Here is a 22,798-nt window from a genome sequence, read left to right on the forward strand (position 1 = left end):
GAATTTCACCCATTTGGAAATTCCTCCTCGCTGTTGGTTTTTTTAATTTACAGGTAGAAGTATGTTTTTGAAGAGATAATTGTCAGACAATTGCTGAATTGCACAATTTTTTATCCTTTTGGTCTAACAATGTGAACTAGATTGCCATTTTTTTAATTAAGAAATTGTTTTATCAGGATTAAATTTAACTTTAAAAATTTATATTTGTTAGACAATTATTGAAGTTTGACCCGAGATTTCAAAGATTTCCACGCCAAAATACTCATTTGATCCTGCCAAATAATCAAATTCGCATGTTTTTTTTCATTAAAATACACCACAACATAAAAACTATGATCAATCATGTGTTTGATCTGCACATGCTTTGCTTGTTGTAAATCCGTATATTGAATCACCCATTCAGCTAAATCCAATTGTGCCAAACTTTTTACCTGCCGATGTTTTCTCAACCATTTTAAACTGAGTAATCCCAACAACAGTAACAACAAACACAACCAAATATTCAAAATTTTCAGCCACAGAATAAACATCAATGCTAGGCATAAAAGCTGAAAACCCAGTGCAATCCGACTGGGTCTTAATTCATATCGCTGATGTTGACTTGATTCAGCCATGAACATAATGTTTTAACTTATTGATCAATACTCTTAACTCTGGACGTGGTGGTTCAGAAACCTCCATAAACCAATCGAGTAGGTCTGGATCTTCTTGATCAACCAATTCTTTAAATAAGGCTTTTTCTTGTGCATCCGCTTGTAAGTAATATTGTTTTACATAAGGGTCAAAATAAACATCAATCTCTTTTAGACCACGACGTGCGCGATAAATCACCTTACGCTCTTCTAAACTCATTTCTTCTGACATTTTTTACCCCAATGATTCAGTTCTGGCTTAGTTTACCTTATTCAACATTAATTTCGCGCTAAATTCTTTGAAATGACCAAATTCATCATTTAAAAATAAGTTTTGAGCATTCATCTCATTGCGGCAATTCGACATTTCACCTAATTTCAACTCACTAAAACTCATATGGATATTATAAAAATGCAATCAGGTGCAATTCGACCTCTAAGCAATATGTTGCCACGCCAATTATTTAATTCAGATCACGAGGCTTTTCGTGAAACTGTACGAAAATTTTATGAAAAAGAAGTTGTACCGAATATTGCAAAGTATGAGCAACAACAACATGTCGACCGTGACTTGTGGAATAAGGCTGGTGAGCTGGGTTTACTTTGTGCAACCATGCCTGAAGAATATGGTGGTTATGGAGTAGATCGCCTATACAGCATGATCTTAATTGAAGAACAAGCCTATGCGATGGATTCTTCAACTGGCTTTTCTCTACATTCAGATATCGTTGCCAACTATATCAATAATTTTGGTAATGAAGCGCAAAAGAAACATTGGTTGCCTAAAATGGCATCTGGTGAAACCGTCACTGCAATTGCAATGACTGAACCGGGTACTGGATCTGACTTGCAAGGTGTTCGCACTACAGCCGTTCTGGATGGTGATGAATATGTCATCAATGGTTCTAAGATATTTATTACCAATGGCTATCTTTGTGATATGGCAATTGTGGTCTGTAAAACAGGCAATTCTGATAAAGGTTCGGCAAACCTATCCTTAATTATCGTTGAAGCAGACCGTGCTGGATTTACCAAAGGCAAACCCCTCAATAAAATTGGGATGAAAGGTCAAGACACTTGTGAATTGTTCTTTGAAGATGTACGAGTCCCGAAAGAAAACCTTTTGGGTATGGAAGGTATGGGCTTCATCATGCTAATGAAAGAGTTGGCTTGGGAACGTATGTTGGTGGCAATTATTTGTCAGGCGGGTGCAGAAGCCGCACTGGCGCATACCGTTCAATATACCAAAGATCGTAAAGCCTTTGGTAAACCGATTGGTGCATTTCAGAATACCCGTTTCAAACTTGCAGAAATGCGCACAGAAATTGATTTCTGCCGTGCTTATCTTGATCGTTGTATGGAATTACAACTTCAAGGAAGCTTAGGGGTCGATGCTGCAGCAGCGGCAAAATATAAAATTTCTGAACTATTTTCAAATGTTGTCGATGAATGTCTACAATTGCATGGTGGCTATGGCTATATGATGGAATATCCAATTGCTCGTGCATATATTGATAATCGTGCAAATCGGATTTATGCAGGCACCAATGAAATTATGAAAGAACTCATTTCACGCTCCTTATAATTGAAATGTTCTGATCAAGGAGCTCCGGCTCCTTTTTCTGTAGCCAAGCTTTTTATAATTAAATTTTATCATCACATAAAAAAGGAGCTTATGCTCCTTTTTTATTTCTAAATTAAATTAGGAAACCAGTTTAGGCTTTTTTGCTGTTTGCGCTTCACGTTTGTGAAACTTTAAAACCCCATCATCAAACTTGGCATTTTTAAGCTCTTTACGATCTGCAAGATAATTATTGGTCACTTTCCAAGGCGCATGCTTACCTTGTTTTGGCATAACATCCGCAGCACGTGCGATATAGCCCGAGCTTAAGCTACCCATCACAGTATCTTCCATCAACTCTGTTGCATCACCTTGAGGAATCACTTCATCATAGCCTTTCTTGTCCATATAATTGACCAGACGACAGATATATTCAGCTGCAATATCAACTTTCAATGTCCATGATGCGTTGATATAACCAATAATCATCGCCATGTTTGGCACATCGCTGACCATTACACCCTGATACAACATATGTTGAGAGGTATTCATTGGCTTATTATCAATAGTAGCTTTAATACCACCTAAAATTTGAATTTCTAAACCGGTTGCCGAAACAATGATGTCTGCATCTAAATGCTTACCAGACTTGAGCTGAATACCTGTTTCAGTGATTCTTTCTATATGATCGGTTTCCACACTGGCTTTACCTGAACGTAAGGTTTTAAATAAATCACTGTCTGGAACAACACATAGACGTTGATCCCAAGGATTATAACTAGGTGTAAAATGCTTAATATCTGTTGTTGAGCCTTTTAACTGACGTTCAATTCGATTCAGTAAAAAACTTCTAACAATTTTTGGTTGGCGCTGTGCCAAAGCATATAAACCACGTTGAATGCCAATGTTACGTGCGCGAGTCAATTTATAGGCAATATCTTCTGGTAAAACTTTACGCATCTTGTCATAAACAAAATCAACAGATGGAATAGAGGCAATATAAGTCGGTGATCGTTGTAACATGGTCACATGACCTGCTCCACCTTTAGCCATTGCAGGAACTAAAGTAATGGCAGTTGCACCACTACCAATAATCACTACTTTTTTACCTGTGTAATCTAAGTTTTCTGGCCAAAATTGTGGATTAACGAATTCACCTTTAAAATCATTTTTACCTGGATAGTCGGGTTGATACCCTTGATCGTAATTATAATAACCCGTACAGCCAACTACGAAGTTTGCGACCCAAGTTTGTAATTTTTGATTTTCATCTTCGATTTCTACAATCCATTTTTTGATTGAAGAATCATAATTTGCAGTACGCACACGATGATTAAAATGAATTTTATCTTTTAACTTAAACTCTTCAACAACTTCTGCAACATAGCCTTTGATTGATGCGCCATCAGCTAATACATTGGCTTTTTGCCATGGTTTAAAATTAAAACCAAATGTAGACATATCTGAGTCAGAGCGAATACCAGGATATTTAAATAAATCCCACGTACCACCGAAGCTTGCACGACGTTCAATAATTTCAAATGAACGTTGTGGCGAGTTTTTAGAAAGATGTGCAGCAACACCGATACCAGAGATACCTGCGCCAACGATAAGAATATCAACTTGCTTTTCCATGTTCTTTTTATAACCTTTTTAAGAGTACATTTTTATTAAAGCATAAATTTGACAATACGCAATGTCAAGTTTGAATTTTTCTGACGAAATTCATGTCAATTGAGGACAAATTTAAAAAATTGTCTAACAATACAGGCACAAAAAAAGGTCGGTGAAATACCGACCTTTTTCGAACAACCGATTGTTCTATGACGTAAGTAATTAGTTTACTTCACGATCCACAAGCTCTACATAAGCCATCGGCGCAGCATCACCTGCACGGAAACCAGCTTTAAGAACACGTAGATAACCGCCGTTACGTTCTTTGTAACGAGGGCCAAGAACGGTAAATAATTTACCAACTGTTGCTGCTGAACGAGTACGAGCAAACGCTAAACGACGGTTTGCTACAGTATCGTTTTTAGCTAAAGTGATTAAAGGCTCAGCTACACGACGTAACTCTTTTGCTTTAGGCACAGTTGTTTTGATTAACTCGTGCTCAAACAAAGAATTCGCCATGTTTTGGAACATCGCTTTACGATGGCTGCTGGTACGGCCTAATTTCACACCACTATTACGATGACGCATGGTGATAGTCCTACTTAATTAACGGCTACGATAGGCGAAACGATCGTCCATACGGAGACTAGCTGGTGGCCAGTTCTCTAAACGCATGCCGAGCTGTAAGCCCTTAGAAGCCAGAACATCTTTGATCTCAGTAAGCGATTTTTTACCAAGGTTAGGAGTTTTAAGCAACTCAACCTCAGTACGCTGTACTAGATCACCAATGTAGTAAATATTTTCTGCTTTCAAACAGTTAGCAGAACGAACAGTAAGCTCTAGATCATCAACTGGACGAAGCAAGATTGGATCAACTTCTTCACGTGGCTCTTGAGCAACTGGAGCTTGATCTTTCTGAAGATCAACAAAAATTGCAATTTGTTGTTGCAAGATTGTTGCCGCTTTGCGGATCGCTTCTTCAGGATCTACTGTTCCATTTGTTTCAAGATCAATGATCAGCTTATCAAGGTCAGTACGTTGTTCTACACGAGCGTTTTCAACTGTGTAAGACACACGTTTGATTGGGCTATAAGAAGCATCTAACTGTAGACGACCTACAGGACGCGTTTCACCTTCAGGGAAACGTGAGTCAGAAGTTTCATAACCACGACCTTGAGAAACTTTCAAGCGCATTTTTAATGAGCCTGAAGCACTTAAAGTACCGATCAAATGTTCAGGGTTAACCACTTCAACATTATGCGGTAAGCGAAGATCAGCAGCAGTTACATCGCCAGGACCTTGCTTTTCCAATGTTAAATATGCTTCGTTTTGATCGAACAGCTTAATAGACAATCCTTTTAGGTTCAGCAAGAGCTCGACGATGTCCTGCTGCAAGCCTTCTAAAGTACTGTACTCGTGCTCGACACCCTCTATTTCAACTTCTACCACAGCAGCGCCAGGTAAAGAAGACAATAGGATGCGACGTAAAGCATTACCAAGAGTATGACCGAAGCCACGCTCTAATGGTTCAAGAATCACTTTTGCCGAGGTCCCGCTTGCCGCTTCGACCTTGATCGCTTGCGGAGTTAGAAACTCGTTTGCAGTACGCGTCATTATTGCTACCTCAAGGATTATTTAGAATACAATTCTACAATCAAGCTTTCGTTGATTTCAGCAGGTAAATCAGAACGATCAGGTGCAGCTTTAAATGTACCTTCAAGTTTTGAATGATCTACGTCAATCCAAGCAGCTGTGCCACGTTGAGCAGCTAATTCAATTGCGTTTTTGATACGTAATTGTTGTTTAGCGCTTTCGTGAACTGCAATCACGTCACCCGCTTTAACTTGGATAGACGCGATGTTAACACGACGACCATTTAAAGTGATTGAACGGTGAGATACCAGCTGACGAGCTTCTGCACGTGTAGAACCAAAACCCATGCGATAAACAACGTTATCGAGGCGGCTTTCAAGCAATTTCAACAAGTTTTCACCAGTTGCGCCTTTAACACGAGCAGCTTCTTTGTAGTAATTACTAAATTGACGCTCTAAAACACCGTACATACGACGTACTTTTTGTTTTTCACGTAATTGTAGTGAATACTCAGATTGTTTAGCACGGCTTTGGCCATGTTGACCAGGAGCTTTAGCAGATTTTTTTGTTTTGACGTCAAAAGGTTTAACGCCAGATTTTAATTGCAGGTCTGTCCCTTCGCGGCGAGAGAGTTTGCATTTTGGACCAATATAACGAGCCATGAATGTTTCTCCTTACACGCGACGTTTTTTAGGTGGACGGCAACCGTTGTGCGGAATCGGAGTCACATCGGTAATGCTGTTAATTTTATAACCCACTGCACCTAATGCACGAACCGCAGATTCACGACCTGGACCAGGACCTTTAACAAGGACGTCCAAGTTTTTCAAACCGTAATCTAAAGCAGCTTTACCAGCAACTTCAGCAGCTACCTGAGCAGCAAACGGAGTTGATTTACGTGATCCACGGAAGCCTTGTCCACCTGAAGTAGCCCAAGCCAATGCATTACCTTGACGATCAGTAATCGTAACAATGGTGTTATTAAAAGAAGCGTGAATGTGTGCAACACCTTCAGAGACGGTACGAGTGACCTTCTTGCGTGTGCGAGTATCTTTAGCCATCTTTTAGCTTCCAGAAATCTTATTTCTTAATAGGTTTGCGCGGACCTTTACGGGTACGTGCGTTAGTTTTGGTGCGTTGTCCACGAACAGGCAAGCTGCGACGATGACGAAGACCGCGGTAGCAGCCTAAATCCATTAAACGTTTAATGTTCATGGAAATTTCGCGACGTAAGTCACCTTCGGTAGGAACCTTAGCAACTTCAGCACGAATCGCATCAAGCTGAGCGTCATCTAATTCACGGATTTTAGTCGTAGTTGCAATACCAGCAGCAGCTAAGATGCTCTTAGCAGTGTGGCGACCAATACCAAAAATATACGTGAGAGAGATAACAGCATGCTTGTTATCCGGAATGTTTACACCGGCAATACGAGCCATTCAAATTTCTCCAAAAAGGCAGTAGAGATAATCAACCGCCCCACAAAAATCTTGAGGGGCGGATAATAACCTAATTAGCCTACTGAAATCAACAGGTCTTAATTAAATTAACCTTGACGCTGCTTATGACGAGGTTCTGCGCTGCAAATTACGCGAATAACCCCATTACGACGGATAACTTTACAGCTACCACAAATTTTCTTTACAGAAGCTTGTACTTTCATGATGAAACCTTCTAAGTGCGCTTATCCCTTAGGATGAGCAGTCGTTTTTCTCATTAACGATTGATTGTCATATTGATGCGAAGTGAGATGGGCTTGAAGCTGAGCCATAAAGTCCATCACAACCACAACCACGATAAGCAATGAGGTACCACCCAAATGGAATGGAATACCGAAAGAGCTTTGTAAAATCATCGGCATTAAACAGATGACCGTGATATAGATTGCACCAATAAACGTCAAACGATTAAGAATATGATCTAAGTAACGAGCAGTTTGCTCACCTGGGCGAATACCAGGTACGTAAGCTCCACTGCGTTTCAAGTTCTCTGATACTTCTTTCGGGCTAAATACAAGCGCCGTATAGAAATAACAGAAAAAGATAATTAACGCACCGAAGAGCACTAAATACAACGGTTGTCCAGGCGATAATACCAATGCCAAATCTTGTAGGCTACGTTTTACAATTCCTGCATTTGGATCAGCACTGCCTAACCATTGTCCTAAACTTGCAGGGAACAACAATAACGAACTTGCGAAAATTGCTGGAATTACCCCTGCCATGTTGATTTTCAATGGCAAATGCGTTTGCTGTGCAGTAAATACACGACGACCTTGCTGTTTTTGTGCATAGTTTACAGGTATGCGACGTTGAGCTTTCTCAATAAACACAATTGCGGCTAAAACAGCAACTGATAGCAATCCAAATACAGCCAAACCAATAAGACTGGATTGACCATTATCTACCGAAGTAAATGCTTGAATCACTAAGTTCGGTAAACCAGCAACAATACCTGCAAAGATAATCATTGAGATACCATTACCGACACCACGTTCAGTAATCTGCTCACCTAACCACATCAGGAACATAGTACCTGCAACCAACGATGTTAGTGCTGGAACGTAAAAAGCCAGTCCTGAAGTCAAAGTAATCCCTTGACTAATCAGACCAGCACACATCCCGATACCTTGAACCAATGCAAGCAATAGAGTGCCGTAACGCGTATATTGATTGATCTTACGCTTACCTTGCTCGCCTTCTTTCTTCAATGCTTCTAACGAAGGAACCACTGTAGACATTAACTGCACAATAATGGATGCAGAAATGTATGGCATGATCCCCAACGCAAGAATGGACATTCGTTCTAATGCTCCACCCGAGAACATATTAAACAAACCTAAGAAAGTACCTTCATTAGCTTTGAAAAAACGTTCTAGAGCAACATTATCAATACCTGGCAGCGGAATATGCGCTCCTAGTCGAAAGACCACCAATGCGCCAATCAAGAACATTAATCGGCGAATAATTTCACGGTATTTCACGTGAAATGGCTGACCTTTCATCATGTTAACATGACCTGTAGAACTAGGAGACATAGTCACTCGCGATTACTCCTCGACTTTACCGCCAGCAGCTTCAACAGCAGCTTTAGCGCCTTTAGTCAATGCAACACCTTGAACAGTGAATGCACGAGTGATTTCACCAGAAAGAACGACACGAGCACGTATCATATCTTTACGTACTACATTCGCAGCTTTCAAAGTTTCAAGTGAAACGATATCACCTTCAACTTTAGCAAGTTCAGACAAACGTACTTCAGCAGTTTTCAAAGCCAATTGGCTTGTGAAACCGAATTTAGGTAAACGACGATATAACGCAGTTTGACCACCTTCAAAGCCTGGACGAACGCCACCGCTTTTACGTGATTTTTGACCTTTGACACCACGGCCACCAGTCTTACCAACGCCAGAACCGATACCACGGCCTAAACGACGGTTTTCACGTTTTGCACCTTCAGCAGGTGCAAGCTCATTTAAACGCAGAGTCATGGCTTATTCCTCTACACTAACCATATAGTAGACTTTGTTGATCATACCACGGTTAGAAGGAGTATCTACCACTTCTACTGTATGACCAATACGACGCAGACCTAAACCTTGTAGGCAAAGTTTGTGATTTTTCAAACGATGCGAAGAAGATTTAGTCTGGGTAACTTTAATCGTTTTCATGATTGATTACCCTAAAATTTGTTCTACTGAAAGACCACGTTTCGCAGCAACTTTCTCAGGAGAAGTCATATCACGCAAACCGTTAAAAGTCGCGTTTACAACGTTAGCTGCGTTAGTAGAACCATAGCACTTCGTCAATACGTTACGTACACCAGCAGCTTCTAAAACCGCACGCATAGAACCACCAGCGATTACGCCAGTACCTTCTGATGCAGGTTGCATGTAAACACGGCTAGCGCCATGACGAGCATTAATAGGATGTTGTACAGTACCATCAACAAGATCAACAGTGATCATGTTGCGGCGTGCAGCTTCAAGTGCTTTAGAAATAGCAGCTGGAACTTCACGCGCTTTACCGCGACCAAAACCTACACGACCATTACCATCACCCACAACAGTTAATGCTGTGAAAGAGAAGATACGACCACCCTTAACAACTTTGGCTACACGATCAACGGCAACCAGCTTTTCAACAAGACCTTCGTTTTGTTCAACTTTAGCCATGATTAGAACTCCAAGCCGTTTTCACGAGCAGCATCAGCCAAGGCTTTGATACGACCATGATATTTAAAACCAGAACGGTCAAATGCAACTTTAGTTACACCAGCAGCTTTTGCACGTTCTGCGATTAAAGCACCTACTTTAGTAGCTGAATCTACATTACCAGTAGTTCCGCTACGTAAAGATGCATCCAAAGTAGAAGCTTGCGCTAATACTTTGCCACCATCTGCAGAAATAACTTGAGCATAGATGTGACGCGGCGTGCGGTTTACACACAAACGAGTCGCACCCAATGCACGAATGTGCAAGCGTGTGCTTTTCGCACGACGCAAACGGGATTGTTTCTTTTCGTTCATAAGAACCTCGCGCCTTATTTCTTCTTAGCTTCTTTACGAAGTACAACTTCGTCAGAATAACGAACACCTTTACCTTTATAAGGCTCTGGCGGACGATAACCACGGATTTCTGCAGCAACTTGACCTAACAATTGCTTGTTAGCTGATTTCAAAATGATTTCAGTAGCAGTCGGAGTTTCAGCAGTTACACCTTCTGGAAGAGCGTAATCGATTGGATGAGAATAACCAAGGTTAAGGTTTACAACAGTACCTTTAACCGCAGCTTTATAACCAACACCGATCAGTTGTAACTTACGTTCGAAGCCTTCGTTAACACCTTTAACAAGGTTATTAAGAACAGCGCGAGCAGTACCAGCTTGCATCCAAGAATCACGAGATTCTTTAACTGGAGCAATATGAAGTTGACCTTCTTCCTGTTTAAGCTCGACCAGCGCATGCAGGTTGAAAGACAACGTACCTTTGCTGCCTTTCACTTCGACCTGCCGGCCGTTCTGAGTAACTGCTACACCGTTAGGTACAGTTACTGGGGCTTTAGCCACACGAGACATGAGGAATCACCTATTAAGAAACAAAAGCAATAACTTCACCACCAACGCCCGCAGCACGTGCAGCGCGATCAGTCATGATGCCTTTGCTTGTAGAAACAATTGCAATACCTAAACCTTGCTTAACGCTCGGAAGTGCATCTTTACCGCGATACTGACGTAGACCTGGACGGCTTACGCGCTTCACAGTTTCGATAACTGGTTTGCCTTCAAAATATTTTAAAGTAATTGTCAAAGTAGCTTTGCCTTCAAGATCAGCAACTTCTACATTTGAAATGTAACCTTCTTGTTGAAGTACGTTTGCAATTGCAACTTTCAACTTAGAATTAGGCATAGAAACAGTTTGTTTCTTTGCCATTTGTGCGTTACGAACACGAGTTAACATGTCGGCAACGGTATCTTGCATACTCATTTATAGTCGCTCCTTACCAGCTTGCCTTAACAACGCCCGGTACATCACCTTGCATTACTGTGTCACGTAATTTGTTACGGCTTAAACCGAACTTACGGAAGTAACCATGAGGACGACCAGTTAAACCACAACGGTTACGAAGACGTACTGGAGACGCATTACGTGGTAATGCTTGTAACTTCATCATCGCTTCGAAACGTTCTTCATCAGAAGCATTTACGTTTGCAATTGTTGCTTTTAATTCAGCACGTTTTGCAGCGTATTTAGCAACTGTAGCTTCGCGTTTCAATTCGCGATTAATCATACCTTTCTTAGCCATATCGACCTCTTATTTGAACGGGAAGCCGAATGCACGGATTAGCGCACGGCCTTCGTCATCGGTGCGAGCAGTCGTAGTGATAGTAATATCCATACCACGAATACGATCGATCTTATCAAAATCGATTTCAGGGAACATGATTTGTTCCTTGAGACCCATTGAGTAGTTACCACGACCATCGAATGATTTCGCAGAAAAACCGCGGAAGTCACGAATACGAGGAATCGCAATAGAGATCAAACGATCTAAGAATTCGTACATTTGTTCGCCGCGTAAAGTTACTTTACAACCAATCGGCCAACCATCACGGATTTTAAAACCAGCGATTGATTTACGCGCTAATGTAAGAACTGGTTTTTGACCAGCAATAGCTTGCATATCCGCCAAAGCGCCATCTAACAATTTCTTGTCAGCTGAAGCCGCACCAACACCCATGTTGATGGTGATTTTAGTGATGCGAGGAATCTCCATCACATTAGCCAAACCAAGTTCTTCTTTTAACTTAGCTCGGATTTCGTCGTTATAACGTGTTTTAAGTCTGGCCATAGCCTATTTCAACCTATTACTTCGCTACCGCCACTGATTCACCATTTGATTTGTAAACGCGAGTTTTCACGCCTTCAATCACTTGGTAACCAACACGGTCAGCCTTTTGGGTTGTAGCATTTAAAATTGCCACGTTTGAAATATGAAGCGAAGCTTCTTGTGTAACGATAGCGCCTTCAGCACCTGTTGCACGGTTCGGCTTTTGATGCTTCTTAACTAAATTAAGGCCTTCAACCTTAACTTGGTCATTTGAAACAGACAAAACAGTACCCTGTTTGCCTTTTTCTTTACCTGCGATCACAATTACTTGATCGCCTTTTCTAATCTTAGCCATGATTGCCTCTATTATAGAACTTCAGGAGCCAATGAAATGATTTTCATGAACTGTTCAGTACGAAGTTCACGAGTCACTGGTCCGAAAATACGAGTGGCAATCGGAGCCTTGTTGTTGTTCAAGATAACTGCAGCATTATCATCGAAACGGATCACAGAACCGTCTGGACGACGAATACCGAATTTAGTACGAACTACAACTGCATTCATCACGTCGCCTTTTTTAACACGACCACGCGGAATTGCTTCTTTTACAGTAACTTTAATAATGTCGCCAACAGAAGCATAACGACGATGTGAACCACCAAGTACTTTAATACATTGTACGCGGCGAGCACCACTGTTGTCTGCTACGTCTAGCATACTTTCGGTCTGAATCATTGCCCTACTCCAAAACCGAGCATCACCGGTCGCAATTTCGAAAGGCTCAAAGAGTACTCGAAATTGACCGATGATGCAACAAGAACGTCTAATTACTCAGCAGCTGCTTCAATAACTTCCACTAAAGTCCAAGCTTTAGTTTTTGAAATTGGGCGGCTTTCTTTAATGGTTACAACATCACCAGTTTTAGCAGTGTTGTTCTCATCATGAGCGTGTAATTTTGTTGAACGGCGGATTGATTTGCCATACAACGGGTGTTGAACGCGGCGTTCGATAAGTACAACAATAGACTTGTCCATTTTGTCACTTACTACTTTGCCTGTTAACGTGCGAACTGTTTGCTCACTCATTGTGCGTTCCCCTGTTTTTCGGTAAGGAGGGTCTTGATACGAGCAATAGTCTTACGAGTTAACGCAACTTCATGCGATTTACCCAATTGACCTGTTGCTTTCGCCATACGAAGACGGAATTGGTTCAACTGTTGCTCATCAAGCAAAGCTGTCAACTCTTCTACCGACTTTTCACGTAGATCTTTAGTTTTCATTACATCACCGTCTTAGTAACGATAGTGGTTTTAAATGGAAGCTTAGCAGCTGCAAGCGTAAACGCTTCGCGTGCCAATTCTTCACTAACACCATCCATTTCGTACAAGATCTTACCTGGTTTGATTTGGCAAACCCAGTATTCCACAGAACCTTTACCTTTACCCATACGAACTTCTAATGGTTTTTCAGTAATTGGTTTGTCTGGGAAAACACGGATAAAGATCTTACCACCACGTTTAACACGACGGCTAATTGTACGACGCGCAGCTTCAATTTGACGTGCAGTCATTTGACCACGTTCAATAGATTTAAGTGCGATTGTACCGAAAGATACTGTGCTACCACGATGCGCTAGACCAGTGTTACGGCCTTTTTGCACCTTACGGAATTTAGTACGTTTAGGTTGCAACATGGATTATTCTCCTTTTTCAGCAGAACGATCATTGCGACGACCACGACGCTCTTGACCTTCACCACGACCGCGACCGCGTTTAGCTGGACGTTCTTCAGCAGGAGCAGGGTTCATGACTTGTTTCATGCCACCTAAGATCTCACCACGGAAAATCCAAACTTTAACACCAATCGTACCGTAAGTAGTTTCAGCACGCATAGTTGCATAGTCGATATCAGCACGAAGTGTATGCAAAGGTACACGACCTTCACGATACCATTCAGTACGTGCAATCTCTGCACCGCCTAAACGACCAGAAACTTCAACTTTGATACCTTTAGCACCAGCACGCATCGTATTTTGAACCGCACGCTTCATAGCACGACGGAACATTACACGTTTCTCTAATTGAGAAGCGATTGCTTCAGCAACTAAACGAGCGTCTAAATCTGGGCGATCGATTTCGTTGATGCTTACTTGCGCTGGAACACCCATAATAGTGGTGAGTTCACGCTGTAATTTTTCAATGTCTTCGCCTTTTTTACCGATCACGATACCTGGACGAGCAGTGCTAATTGTTACTTTAGCAGCGCCTGTAGGACGTTCGATAAGAATATTGCTGATCATCGCGCTTTTAAGTTTTTTAGTTAAAAACTCACGAACTTGAAGATCTTTAAGCAAATATTCAGCGTATTGTTTCGGACTCGCATACCAGTTGGCGTTATGACGTTTTACAACACCAAGGCGGATACCGATTGGATGAACCTTCTGACCCATATCAAACCCCTACCTTAACGGTAATGTGACAAGTACGCTTAGTAATACGATCTGCACGGCCTTTAGCACGTGGCATAATACGTTTAAGGCTCATGCCTTCATCAACGTAAATCGTAGATACTTTAAGATCGTCAACATCTAAACTGTTATTGTGTTCAGCGTTTGCAATCGCAGATTCCAAAGCTTTTTTAACTAAAACTGCAGCTTTTTTGTTGCTGAAGTTCAAGATATTTAAAGCATGCGCAACAGATTTGCCGCGAATTAGGTCTGCAACCAAACGTGCTTTTTGTGCCGAGATAGCGGCACCGCGTAATTTAGCAGTTACTTCCATCATAGCACCTATTAACGTTTAGACTTCTTGTCAACACCGTGACCACGATAGGTACGAGTTGGCGCGAATTCACCTAATTTATGACCAACCATATGTTCAGATACGATCACTGGAACATGGTTACGGCCATTGTGTACAGAAATTGTTAAACCAACAAAATCCGGGAGGATCATCGAACGACGCGACCAAGTTTTGATCGGCTTACGGTTATTAGCCGCGATTGCCGCTTCAACCTTAGCGAACAAGTGCGCATCGACGAATGGGCCTTTTTTCAGAGAACGAGGCATTGTCAGATTCCTTTACTTGTTACTTAACGCGACGGTCGCGAATGATCATCTTAGTCGTACGCTTATTGGTACGAGTCTTGTACCCTTTAGCTTTTTGACCCCATGGGCTTACAGGTTGAATACCTTTGTTACGCCCTTCACCACCACCATGTGGATGGTCTACTGGGTTCATCGCCATACCACGAACGGTAGGACGAACGCCACGCCAGCGTGCAGCACCTGCTTTACCAAGTGAACGAAGGTTGCTTTCTGAGTTAGATACTTCACCTAACACAGCACGACATTCAACGTGTACTTTACGCATTTCGCCTGAACGAAGACGAATGATTGCGTAAGAACCGTCACGACCTAACAACTGAGCAGAAGTACCAGCTGAACGCACTAATTGTGCACCTTTACCGATTTTAAGCTCGATGTTATGTAGTGTAGAACCGATAGGCATGTTACGAAGTGGCAAGCAGTTACCTGGACGAATTGGAGCATCGTTACCAGACTGTACTTTATCACCAGCACGTAAACCTTTAGCAGCGATAATATAACGACGTTCACCGTCAGCATATTTCAATAAAGCAATATGAGATGTACGGTTAGGATCGTATTCAATACGCTCAACTACAGCAGGAATGCCATCTTTGTTACGTTTAAAGTCAACGATACGGTAGTGTTGTTTATGACCACCACCAACGTGACGAGTAGTAATGTGACCGTTGTTATTACGACCACCAGTACGTTTTTTAGCTTCAACCAACGGTGCATAAGGCGCGCCTTTGTGAAGGTGATCATGAACCACTTTCTCTACAAAGCGACGTCCTGGAGACGTTGGCTTACATTTTTGAATCGGCATAATTTTCGTCCTTATTCCGCTGCGCTTTCAGCGGTATCGCCCAAGTCAGCCATTTCAACATCTTGGCCAGCTTTCAGGGTGACGTATGCTTTCTTAACATCAGAACGACGTCCTAATGTACGACCAAAGCGCTTAGTCTTACCTTTAGTGATAGTCGTGTTAACTTTAACAACTTCCACACCAAATAATTGTTCTACTGCTTTTTTGATTTCAAGCTTGTTTGCATCAAGTGCAACTTTAAATACTTGAACACCAGCAGTTTCACCTAAAACTTGTGCTTTTTCTGAGAATACAGGTCCTTTTAGGACTTGATAGATACGTTCGTTGTTCATCCGAGTTCTACCTCAATTTTCTTAGCAGCAGCAACAGACATAACAACTTTATCGAACGCAATCAAACCAACAGGATCGATCCCAGCAGCATCAACCACATCAACGTGTGGAAGGTTACGTGCAGCTAAGTATAGATTTTCATCTACAGCTTCAGTAACGATTAATGCGCGAGTAGCGTTCAAGCCGTTTAGTTTTGCAAGCAATTCTTTAGTTTTTGGAGCTTCAACTGCAAACTCTTCAACCAATACAAGACGATCTTGGCGAACAAGTTCAGCTAAGATACATTGCATTGCACCGCGGTACATTTTACGGTTAACTTTTTGAGACCAATCTTGTGGACGAGCAGCAAAAGTTTTACCACCACCAACCCAGATTGGGCTACGAATAGAACCAGCACGAGCGCGGCCAGTACCTTTTTGACGGAATGGTTTTTTACCACCGCCAGAAACGTCTGCACGTGACTTCTGAGCTTTAGAACCTTGACGACCACCAGCTAAATAAGCTGTAACAACTTGGTGTACAAGAGCTTCATTAAATTCACGTCCGAAAGCAACTTCAGACAATTCAACAGCAGAGCCGGAAACAGTTTTTAAATTCACGTTATTTCCCCTCAGGCCTTGATCGTAGGACGAACGATAACGTCGCCACCAGTAGCACCAGGAACCGCACCTTTAACAACAAGAACTGAACGTTCTGCGTCAATAGATACAATCTCAAGACCTTGTACAGTTACGCGATCATCACCTAAGTGACCAGGCATTTTTTTACCTTTGAACACGCGACCAGGAGTCTGGTTTTGACCTGTAGAACCGATTACACGGTGAGATACAGAGTTACCATGTGTAGCATCTTGCGTACGGAAGTTCCAACGCTTAACACCACCTTGGAAACCTTTACCTTTTGATTGACCAGTAACATCAACAACTTGACCTACTGTGAACAAATCAACACCGATAGTTCCACCAACTTCACGACCTTCAAGATCAGCTTCTGCAACGCGGAATTCTTTAACCAAACGACCAGCAGCAACACCAGCTTTCGCAAAGTGACCTTTTTGAGCGTTAGTTACGCGAGATTCGCGACGTTCACCAGTAGTGATTTGAATCGCTTGATAACCATCAGTTTCAAGCGTTTTGATTTGAGTGATACGGTTAGGATCAACCTCAATCACTGTTACAGGCACAGAAACACCAGCATCTGTAAAGATACGTGTCATACCGCACTTGCGACCGACTAAACCAATAGCCATGTGCATAAACCTCTAAAAAAGCGGCTTAATTAACTTAGAGCGTTAATTAACCGAAAGCCTTAACCCAATGCGATCTGAACATCAACACCAGCTGCAAGATCCAACTTCATCAATGCATCTACAGTTTTGTCTGTAGGTTGAACGATGTCGATCAAACGTTTATATGTGCGGATTTCATATTGGTCACGCGCATCTTTGTTCACGTGTGGTGATGTCAAAACGTTAAAACGTTCGATGCGAGTAGGCATCGGAATTGGACCACAAACTTGTGCGCCAGTACGTTTTGCTGTTTCTACGATCTCTTGAGAAGATTGATCAATTAAACGATGATCAAAAGACTTAAGACGGATACGAATTCTCTGGTTAGACATACCAGTTAACTCCAAGCCAAATATATAAAGAATCACCCTTGACGCATCTCACCCCACTAAATAAGGCAAGTGTCAAAGGCAGTGAAAATCACTAAGGTCGTGATCGATGCCACGACTGTAACGATCTGAATGACTTTCTTCGCCATTCATCCCTTCATATCGAAGGGTCGCCCATTATAACGATTGTTTAACGCTTAAGCAAATAAATTTAGATTTTTTTCGCAGTATTCCAATATTGGTAAAGAAATAAAATGTTTAAGATTTAAACAAAGGTTTAAACCCTTAAAACATAGTCAATTGCATGATTCAGCAACTGGTTTCCAATGACATAATCTGCGTTTGGCGTTTTTTTCAAATTGGAGAGTGACTGATTATGTATATCGCTAAATACCATTCCTTCCTCTTCATGCTCGATAAATATGTTTAAGCTATGCGGTGTAATTTCTGGATGAAACTGGAAACCCAAAACATTTTTACCAATTTGATAGAGTTGATTTGGACATGCTTGATTTTCTGCCAAACGAATCGCACCTTTAGGAATATCAAAAGTCTCACTATGCCACTGCATGACACTGATTTGCTCAGGAAGTTGAAAGTATTCTGCTGGCACATGATCACTTTTGTTGACAAAAGTCCAGCCTAACTCTTGCACATTATTACGGCGCACATTTGCACCAAGTGCATTAGCAATTAACTGCCCACCCAAGCACAAGCCAATTGCCGGTTTCTCAGATGCCAAATAACGTCTAATCCAGCGTTTTTCCACTTTTAACCAAGGAAAGTTTGCTTCATCATTTACACTCATTTCCCCACCCATAATAATGAGCAAATCCACATCATTGACATGAGGTAATGCATCTATATCTAATGCTGAATCTGTCGGTAAAGCAAAAAACTCTGTTGCAGTAATTTCGGCACCCATTGCCTTTAAATATTCATAGCAACTACCAAAGCCTTCACCTGCAATATGTTGAAAATAATGCACTTTAAGTTTTTTCATGTTATCACCTATTCTTGTTGTATCGACTACGCTACAAATCAAAAAACACAGTTCAACAAATGCAAAAATGAAGCCAATATCAGTTTTATTTATTATTTTTCACAAATTATTGCTTTTCGTCACCGAGTGATTATGTTTTCCTTATTTTAGTCCTGATATTTACAAAATTTGAGTATTCTTGTGAAACTAAAACCACAAACAGCTTTAATTCATTCTCCAAGACAAGCGCCACAGTACATCCATACAGTTCAACCTCCCTTATTTCGTGCATCGACAATCATATTCGAAAATACCGATGCACTATTTAATCGCCATTGGACTGATGATTATGACTATAGTTATGGTACCCACGGCACTCCAACAACTTTCACGCTGGGTGACAACATTGCAAAAATAGAAGGTGGTCAATATTGCTTGCTTACTCCAAGTGGGTTATCAGCCATCAACCTTGTGAACTCATGTTTTTTAAGCCATGGTGATGAAGTTTGGGTTGCAGACAATATCTATGGTCCAAATATGGAACATTTGCGCAATCTTGAACAACGCTATGGGATCATCGTCAAAGTTTATGACCCTATTTGTGCTGACTCATTTCAACCGTCTGAACAAGCAAAATTAATCTGGCTCGAAGCCGCAGGTTCAGTCACGCTTGAATTCCCAGATTTGATTAATTTAGTGAAAAAAGCAAAAGCCAAAAATATACTGGTCGCTTTGGATAATACTTGGGGCGCAGGACTGGCATTTAATGCTTTTGATTTTAGCCAAGAACATTTAGCCGTTGATATCAGCATACATGCACTCACCAAATACCCTAGTGGTGGGGGCGATATTTTGATGGGTTCTGTGGTTACACAAGATCGGGCTTTACATCATCAGTTGTATCGTATGCATGCAATACAAGGAATCTCCATATCAGGTGATGATGCTGCCCAAGTACAACGTAGTCTAGCGTCAATGCAATTGCGTTATCAGCATCAATCTCAAAGTACCTTAAAACTCTTAAACTGGTTAAAACAACAAGCGGTCTTTGCACAGGTTTTACATCCAGCGGACCCAGACAATGTGAGTCACGCTTATTGGAAAGAAACTTGTGAAACTCAGCAAAGTGCTGGACTCGTCAGCGTGATCTTCAAATCCGAATTCGATCTCGCGGCAGTTCGTAAATTTTGCGATCAGCTTCAACTATTTAAGCTCGGATTTAGCTGGGGCGGTCCAGTAAGCCTTGTGATGTTGTATCAACTTGACCAGATGCGTCAGCTAGAACGTCCACATTTACAACAAGGAATCTTGGTGCGTTTTTGTATTGGATTAGAGGATCCAGAAGATTTAATCTATGATATTCAAACAGCTCTTCAAGCGATTTCAATTTAATTTATATCTGATATTTTTTTAATATAGCGCTTTAATGACTTCACGTATCGCTTTTGATACGTGAAAACTTTTTATCACTGAACACAGATTTACAACATCATCATTTTATGCAATTTTGTATAACAATAAGCATATAAATACCGAGTCAAATGAATAAGATTCGAACTTAGATCAAAGCTATAGGAATAACAATGGGCACACCAATCGTCATTGCAAAAAAGACCTCAGATTCCACTCAAGATATTGTTCTACACTCACAATTTGCCAATCGTCACGGACTCATTGCAGGTGCGACAGGTACTGGTAAAACCGTAACCCTAAAAGTGCTCGCTGAAAGTTTTTCCAGAATTGGTGTTCCAGTATTTCTTGCTGATGCCAAAGGTGATGTATCCAGTATTGCCAAAGCTGGCTCAAGCAATCCTAAATTCGATGAACGCATTAAAAGCTTAGGGATAGACAGTATCCCTTTTGCCGCATCACCAACCATTTTTTGGGATTTATTTGGTGAACAAGGACATCCAATTCGCACCACCATTTCAGAAATTGGTCCCTTATTGTTGGCACAAATGTTGAATTTAAATGATACCCAAGAAGGTGTGCTTTCAGCTGTGTTCCGTGTTGCAGACGACCAAGGTTTATTATTGATTGATTTTAAAGATTTAAAAGCCATGTTGACTTATGTCAGCGAAAATGCTGCTGACTTAAAAGCTGAATATGGCAATCTCTCTCCTGCCAGCTTAGGTGCAATCCAACGTAATTTATTGGCTTTAGGAGATCAAGGCGGACAGCGTTTTTTTGGTGAACCAAGCCTAGACATTATGGATTTTATTCAAACTGATTCAAATGGGCATGGCTACATCAACCTATTGGCTGCGGATAAGTTGATGAATACGCCAAAGCTTTATGCAACCTTTTTGCTGTGGATGCTTTCAGAGTTATTTGAGAAATTGCCTGAAGTCGGTGATTTAGACAAACCTAAATTGGTATTCTTTTTCGATGAAGCTCATTTATTATTCAATAATGCCAGTCCAACATTGCAAGAAAAAATCCAACAAGTGGTTCGTCTGATTCGTTCAAAAGGCGTGGGTATTTATTTCATCACTCAAAGCCCACTGGATATTCCTGAAAATGTATTAGGGCAATTGGGAAATCGAGTACAACATGCCTTACGTGCATTCACCCCCAAGGACCAAAAAGCAGTAAAAACAGCTGCAGATACTTTCCGTGCCAACCCTGAATTCAAAGTTGATCAAGCCATTACAGAGCTGGCAGTTGGTGAGGCATTAATTAGTTTTCTGGATGAGCAAGGCACCCCCCAAATTGTAGAGCGTGGTATGGTTATGCCACCCTACTCCTCTTTTAGCCCAATCACACCTGAAGAACGTAAAGCTCTGATGGCACAAAGTATTGTGGCGGGTGTTTATGACAATGAAGTGGATCGTGACAGTGCCTATGAAATGCTTCAACGTAAAGTGACCGACAACACACAGCAACAAGTTGCCTTTGAAGCTGCCGCACAACAAGCCAAACAATTGGAAGAACTCGCAAAACAGCAACAAGTCCTAGACAAACAACAAGCCAAAGAGCAAGAACGTTTACAAAAAGAAGAAGCCAAAGCCGCCGCTGCTCGTGCCAAACTGACGCAGGATGTCATTGGTACATTTGCCAAGAGTGCAGCCAGAACACTTGGCGGTCCAACAGGACAAAAACTGGTACGTGGCTTATTAGGTTCGTTATTTGGTGGACGTTAATTCTTTTAAACACATCTATGAGGAGCGTTAACGCTCCTTTTTATTTCCCATGCTTTAGCCACATATATTACTTATTTTGATATTTGCTTTTTTCTTATCATTTGCTCCGAACTCATATAAGAACTTTCAGAAAATCTAAAAATAAATTCATTTATTTCAAGCAATAAGGCTTAATCTTAAAATAAACCATAATTATTTTATGTCTTTTTCAAATAGATGTATTGCAAATATTTTTAATAAGATGTATTTTAAATACATCTTATAAAGCCAGATAAAAAAGGTCTAGCCAATGACTCCACAGCATATTGAACTTGTAAAATCTACAGTCCCTGTACTTCGTGAAAATGGTGTTGCATTAACCAGCTATTTTTATAAAAGAATGTTGGGTAATAATCCTGAGCTGAACAATATTTTCAACTTAGATAGTCAAAACTCAGGTCGCCAACCTCGTGCACTTGCAGCAGCAGTTTTGGCTTATGCTGAGAATATTGAAAATCCTGCTGTTTTAGCAAAAGCAGTTCAACACATTACGACCAAGCATGTTAGCTTAGATATTCAACCTGATCAGTATTCAATTGTCGGAGAGAATCTACTGCATTCTATTAGCGAAGTTTTAGATGTGCCGATGGACTCTGAATTGATTGCTGCATGGAAAGTGGCTTATCTACAATTGGCAGATATTTTGATTGGTGTTGAAAAGCAAAAATATGAAAACCTAGTTGCTCAAAATGGCGGTTGGGCAGGTTGGAGAGCATTTAAAATTATCGCGATTGAAGTATCTGAAAACGGTAAAATATTTACTGTACAGTCAGCAGATCAACAGACAGTTGCCCAGATTCATGGAGGCGAATTCATTTCAGTGAAAGTAAAAGTACCGCAAAAAAATATTGAGCAACCACATCAATACACTGTCCTTCAGGCGACTGAAAACACTTATCAATTTGCTGTAAAGCCTGAAGAAAATCACACTGAATATTCGGTATCCAATATATTATTGAATCACTATCAAGTGGGTGATCAAGTCAAATTGACTGCACCACAGGTAAAATAATACTCAATGATATTTCCCGTAATGTATGGTGTCTGAT

General features: G+C 41.1%; 35 protein-coding genes and 1 pseudogene. 4 read left to right on the forward strand and 32 right to left on the reverse strand.

Going from position 1 to position 22,798, the window contains the following annotated elements:
* Nucleotides 1–215: 215 nt before the first annotated feature.
* Both F938_RS18175 and F938_RS18180 read right to left on the reverse strand, forming a co-directional pair.
* Nucleotides 216–614 (reverse strand): hypothetical protein, encoded by a 399-nt coding sequence (locus F938_RS18175; RefSeq protein WP_004825170.1) that lies wholly within the window; start codon nt 612–614, stop codon nt 216–218.
* A complete protein-coding gene (locus F938_RS18180) occupies nt 607–864 on the reverse strand; it encodes an FAD assembly factor SdhE (protein ID WP_004825172.1) in 258 nt (85 codons plus the stop codon). The genes F938_RS18175 and F938_RS18180 overlap by 8 nt, the downstream gene beginning before the upstream one ends.
* 180 nt (nt 865–1,044) lie before the next feature.
* Between F938_RS18180 and F938_RS18185 the strand changes: the two genes are divergently transcribed.
* Nucleotides 1,045–2,217, forward strand: coding sequence for an acyl-CoA dehydrogenase family protein (locus F938_RS18185; protein ID WP_005034122.1), 1,173 nt, complete (start codon nt 1,045–1,047; stop codon nt 2,215–2,217).
* A gap of 117 nt (nt 2,218–2,334) precedes the next feature.
* On the opposite strand, the gene F938_RS18190 is transcribed toward F938_RS18185, so the two are convergent.
* From F938_RS18190 to F938_RS18330, 30 genes and pseudogenes are all read right to left on the reverse strand, one after another.
* A complete protein-coding gene (locus tag F938_RS18190) occupies nt 2,335–3,828 on the reverse strand; it encodes a flavin-containing monooxygenase (protein WP_004825174.1) in 1,494 nt (497 codons plus the stop codon).
* 201 nt (nt 3,829–4,029) lie between these two features.
* Nucleotides 4,030–4,395, reverse strand: coding sequence for a 50S ribosomal protein L17 (rplQ, locus tag F938_RS18195; RefSeq protein WP_004281488.1), 366 nt, complete (start codon nt 4,393–4,395; stop codon nt 4,030–4,032).
* Nucleotides 4,396–4,413: 18 nt separating this feature from the next.
* Nucleotides 4,414–5,421: a DNA-directed RNA polymerase subunit alpha gene (locus F938_RS18200; RefSeq protein WP_004650465.1), complete on the reverse strand. Its 1,008-nt coding sequence runs from the start codon at nt 5,419–5,421 to the stop codon at nt 4,414–4,416.
* Nucleotides 5,422–5,438: 17 nt separating this feature from the next.
* Complete coding sequence (gene rpsD, locus F938_RS18205) at nt 5,439–6,062, reverse strand: 30S ribosomal protein S4 (RefSeq protein ID WP_004825175.1); 624 nt, start codon at nt 6,060–6,062, stop codon at nt 5,439–5,441.
* Between the two features lie 12 nt (nt 6,063–6,074).
* Entirely contained in the window at nt 6,075–6,461 is a 387-nt protein-coding gene (gene rpsK / locus F938_RS18210) for a 30S ribosomal protein S11 (protein ID WP_001040166.1), read from the reverse strand.
* Nucleotides 6,462–6,480: 19 nt separating this feature from the next.
* A complete protein-coding gene (gene rpsM / locus F938_RS18215; RefSeq protein ID WP_004825176.1) occupies nt 6,481–6,837 on the reverse strand; it encodes a 30S ribosomal protein S13 in 357 nt (118 codons plus the stop codon).
* A gap of 107 nt (nt 6,838–6,944) precedes the next feature.
* Nucleotides 6,945–7,061 (reverse strand): 50S ribosomal protein L36, encoded by a 117-nt coding sequence (rpmJ, locus tag F938_RS23975; RefSeq protein WP_000867907.1) that lies wholly within the window; start codon nt 7,059–7,061, stop codon nt 6,945–6,947.
* Between the two features lie 21 nt (nt 7,062–7,082).
* The gene (gene secY / locus F938_RS18220) at nt 7,083–8,402 is read right to left on the reverse strand and encodes a preprotein translocase subunit SecY (RefSeq protein ID WP_171064902.1); all 1,320 of its coding nucleotides are present in this window, start codon (nt 8,400–8,402) and stop codon (nt 7,083–7,085) included.
* Nucleotides 8,403–8,447: 45 nt separating this feature from the next.
* The gene (gene rplO / locus F938_RS18225) at nt 8,448–8,888 is read right to left on the reverse strand and encodes a 50S ribosomal protein L15 (protein ID WP_004825179.1); all 441 of its coding nucleotides are present in this window, start codon (nt 8,886–8,888) and stop codon (nt 8,448–8,450) included.
* A 3-nt stretch (nt 8,889–8,891) separates the two neighbouring features.
* Nucleotides 8,892–9,068, reverse strand: a complete 177-nt coding sequence (rpmD, locus tag F938_RS18230; protein WP_004825182.1) for a 50S ribosomal protein L30 — start codon at nt 9,066–9,068, stop codon at nt 8,892–8,894.
* Nucleotides 9,069–9,074: 6 nt separating this feature from the next.
* Nucleotides 9,075–9,572 (reverse strand): 30S ribosomal protein S5, encoded by a 498-nt coding sequence (gene rpsE / locus F938_RS18235; RefSeq protein WP_004825184.1) that lies wholly within the window; start codon nt 9,570–9,572, stop codon nt 9,075–9,077.
* 2 nt (nt 9,573–9,574) lie between these two features.
* Nucleotides 9,575–9,925: a 50S ribosomal protein L18 gene (gene rplR, locus F938_RS18240; RefSeq protein ID WP_004725713.1), complete on the reverse strand. Its 351-nt coding sequence runs from the start codon at nt 9,923–9,925 to the stop codon at nt 9,575–9,577.
* A 14-nt stretch (nt 9,926–9,939) separates the two neighbouring features.
* Nucleotides 9,940–10,473, reverse strand: coding sequence for a 50S ribosomal protein L6 (gene rplF, locus F938_RS18245; RefSeq protein ID WP_004725711.1), 534 nt, complete (start codon nt 10,471–10,473; stop codon nt 9,940–9,942).
* 13 nt (nt 10,474–10,486) lie between these two features.
* Nucleotides 10,487–10,882, reverse strand: a complete 396-nt coding sequence (rpsH, locus tag F938_RS18250; protein ID WP_004725709.1) for a 30S ribosomal protein S8 — start codon at nt 10,880–10,882, stop codon at nt 10,487–10,489.
* A 13-nt stretch (nt 10,883–10,895) separates the two neighbouring features.
* Nucleotides 10,896–11,201, reverse strand: a complete 306-nt coding sequence (gene rpsN / locus F938_RS18255; RefSeq protein WP_004825185.1) for a 30S ribosomal protein S14 — start codon at nt 11,199–11,201, stop codon at nt 10,896–10,898.
* A 9-nt stretch (nt 11,202–11,210) separates the two neighbouring features.
* Nucleotides 11,211–11,747 (reverse strand): 50S ribosomal protein L5, encoded by a 537-nt coding sequence (rplE, locus tag F938_RS18260; protein ID WP_004825186.1) that lies wholly within the window; start codon nt 11,745–11,747, stop codon nt 11,211–11,213.
* 16 nt (nt 11,748–11,763) lie between these two features.
* Complete coding sequence (rplX, locus tag F938_RS18265; RefSeq protein WP_004825187.1) at nt 11,764–12,081, reverse strand: 50S ribosomal protein L24; 318 nt, start codon at nt 12,079–12,081, stop codon at nt 11,764–11,766.
* A gap of 11 nt (nt 12,082–12,092) precedes the next feature.
* A complete protein-coding gene (gene rplN / locus F938_RS18270) occupies nt 12,093–12,461 on the reverse strand; it encodes a 50S ribosomal protein L14 (RefSeq protein WP_004725701.1) in 369 nt (122 codons plus the stop codon).
* 92 nt (nt 12,462–12,553) lie between these two features.
* On the reverse strand, nt 12,554–12,811 hold the full coding sequence (rpsQ, locus tag F938_RS18275) for a 30S ribosomal protein S17 (RefSeq protein ID WP_004725698.1): 258 nt from the start codon (nt 12,809–12,811) through the stop codon (nt 12,554–12,556).
* Entirely contained in the window at nt 12,808–13,005 is a 198-nt protein-coding gene (gene rpmC / locus F938_RS18280; RefSeq protein ID WP_004825188.1) for a 50S ribosomal protein L29, read from the reverse strand. The genes rpsQ and rpmC overlap by 4 nt, the downstream gene beginning before the upstream one ends.
* Nucleotides 13,005–13,418, reverse strand: coding sequence for a 50S ribosomal protein L16 (gene rplP / locus F938_RS18285; RefSeq protein WP_004825189.1), 414 nt, complete (start codon nt 13,416–13,418; stop codon nt 13,005–13,007). Before rplP ends, rpmC begins: the two co-directional genes overlap by 1 nt.
* A pseudogene (gene rpsC / locus F938_RS18290) lies at nt 13,358–14,174 on the reverse strand (30S ribosomal protein S3). The gene rplP and the pseudogene rpsC overlap by 61 nt, the downstream one beginning before the upstream one ends.
* Nucleotide 14,175: 1 nt before the next feature.
* Complete coding sequence (rplV, locus tag F938_RS18295; protein ID WP_001982638.1) at nt 14,176–14,505, reverse strand: 50S ribosomal protein L22; 330 nt, start codon at nt 14,503–14,505, stop codon at nt 14,176–14,178.
* Between the two features lie 11 nt (nt 14,506–14,516).
* A complete protein-coding gene (rpsS, locus tag F938_RS18300; protein WP_004281508.1) occupies nt 14,517–14,792 on the reverse strand; it encodes a 30S ribosomal protein S19 in 276 nt (91 codons plus the stop codon).
* Nucleotides 14,793–14,811: 19 nt separating this feature from the next.
* Nucleotides 14,812–15,636: a 50S ribosomal protein L2 gene (rplB, locus tag F938_RS18305; protein ID WP_004825191.1), complete on the reverse strand. Its 825-nt coding sequence runs from the start codon at nt 15,634–15,636 to the stop codon at nt 14,812–14,814.
* A gap of 11 nt (nt 15,637–15,647) precedes the next feature.
* Nucleotides 15,648–15,968 carry a 50S ribosomal protein L23 gene (rplW, locus tag F938_RS18310; protein WP_004825192.1) on the reverse strand — a complete coding sequence of 107 codons (321 nt, stop codon included), beginning with the start codon at nt 15,966–15,968 and terminating at the stop codon, nt 15,648–15,650.
* Nucleotides 15,965–16,567: a 50S ribosomal protein L4 gene (gene rplD / locus F938_RS18315; protein WP_004816870.1), complete on the reverse strand. Its 603-nt coding sequence runs from the start codon at nt 16,565–16,567 to the stop codon at nt 15,965–15,967. The genes rplW and rplD overlap by 4 nt, the downstream gene beginning before the upstream one ends.
* An 11-nt stretch (nt 16,568–16,578) precedes the next feature.
* Nucleotides 16,579–17,217 (reverse strand): 50S ribosomal protein L3, encoded by a 639-nt coding sequence (gene rplC / locus F938_RS18320; protein WP_005034134.1) that lies wholly within the window; start codon nt 17,215–17,217, stop codon nt 16,579–16,581.
* A gap of 59 nt (nt 17,218–17,276) precedes the next feature.
* Complete coding sequence (gene rpsJ, locus F938_RS18325) at nt 17,277–17,588, reverse strand: 30S ribosomal protein S10 (RefSeq protein ID WP_004725677.1); 312 nt, start codon at nt 17,586–17,588, stop codon at nt 17,277–17,279.
* 274 nt (nt 17,589–17,862) lie between these two features.
* Entirely contained in the window at nt 17,863–18,588 is a 726-nt protein-coding gene (locus F938_RS18330) for a type 1 glutamine amidotransferase (protein ID WP_004825194.1), read from the reverse strand.
* A gap of 180 nt (nt 18,589–18,768) precedes the next feature.
* On the opposite strand from F938_RS18330, the gene F938_RS18335 reads away from it, so the two are divergent.
* From F938_RS18335 to F938_RS18345, 3 genes are all read left to right on the forward strand, one after another.
* Complete coding sequence (locus F938_RS18335; protein WP_005034145.1) at nt 18,769–19,959, forward strand: PLP-dependent transferase; 1,191 nt, start codon at nt 18,769–18,771, stop codon at nt 19,957–19,959.
* 191 nt (nt 19,960–20,150) lie between these two features.
* Entirely contained in the window at nt 20,151–21,710 is a 1,560-nt protein-coding gene (locus tag F938_RS18340; protein WP_005034147.1) for a helicase HerA-like domain-containing protein, read from the forward strand.
* A gap of 289 nt (nt 21,711–21,999) precedes the next feature.
* Nucleotides 22,000–22,761, forward strand: a complete 762-nt coding sequence (locus F938_RS18345; RefSeq protein WP_005034149.1) for a globin domain-containing protein — start codon at nt 22,000–22,002, stop codon at nt 22,759–22,761.
* Nucleotides 22,762–22,798 lie beyond the last annotated feature (37 nt).

Source organism: Acinetobacter bereziniae LMG 1003 = CIP 70.12, assembly GCF_000368925.1.
Lineage (GTDB): Bacteria > Pseudomonadota > Gammaproteobacteria > Pseudomonadales > Moraxellaceae > Acinetobacter > Acinetobacter bereziniae.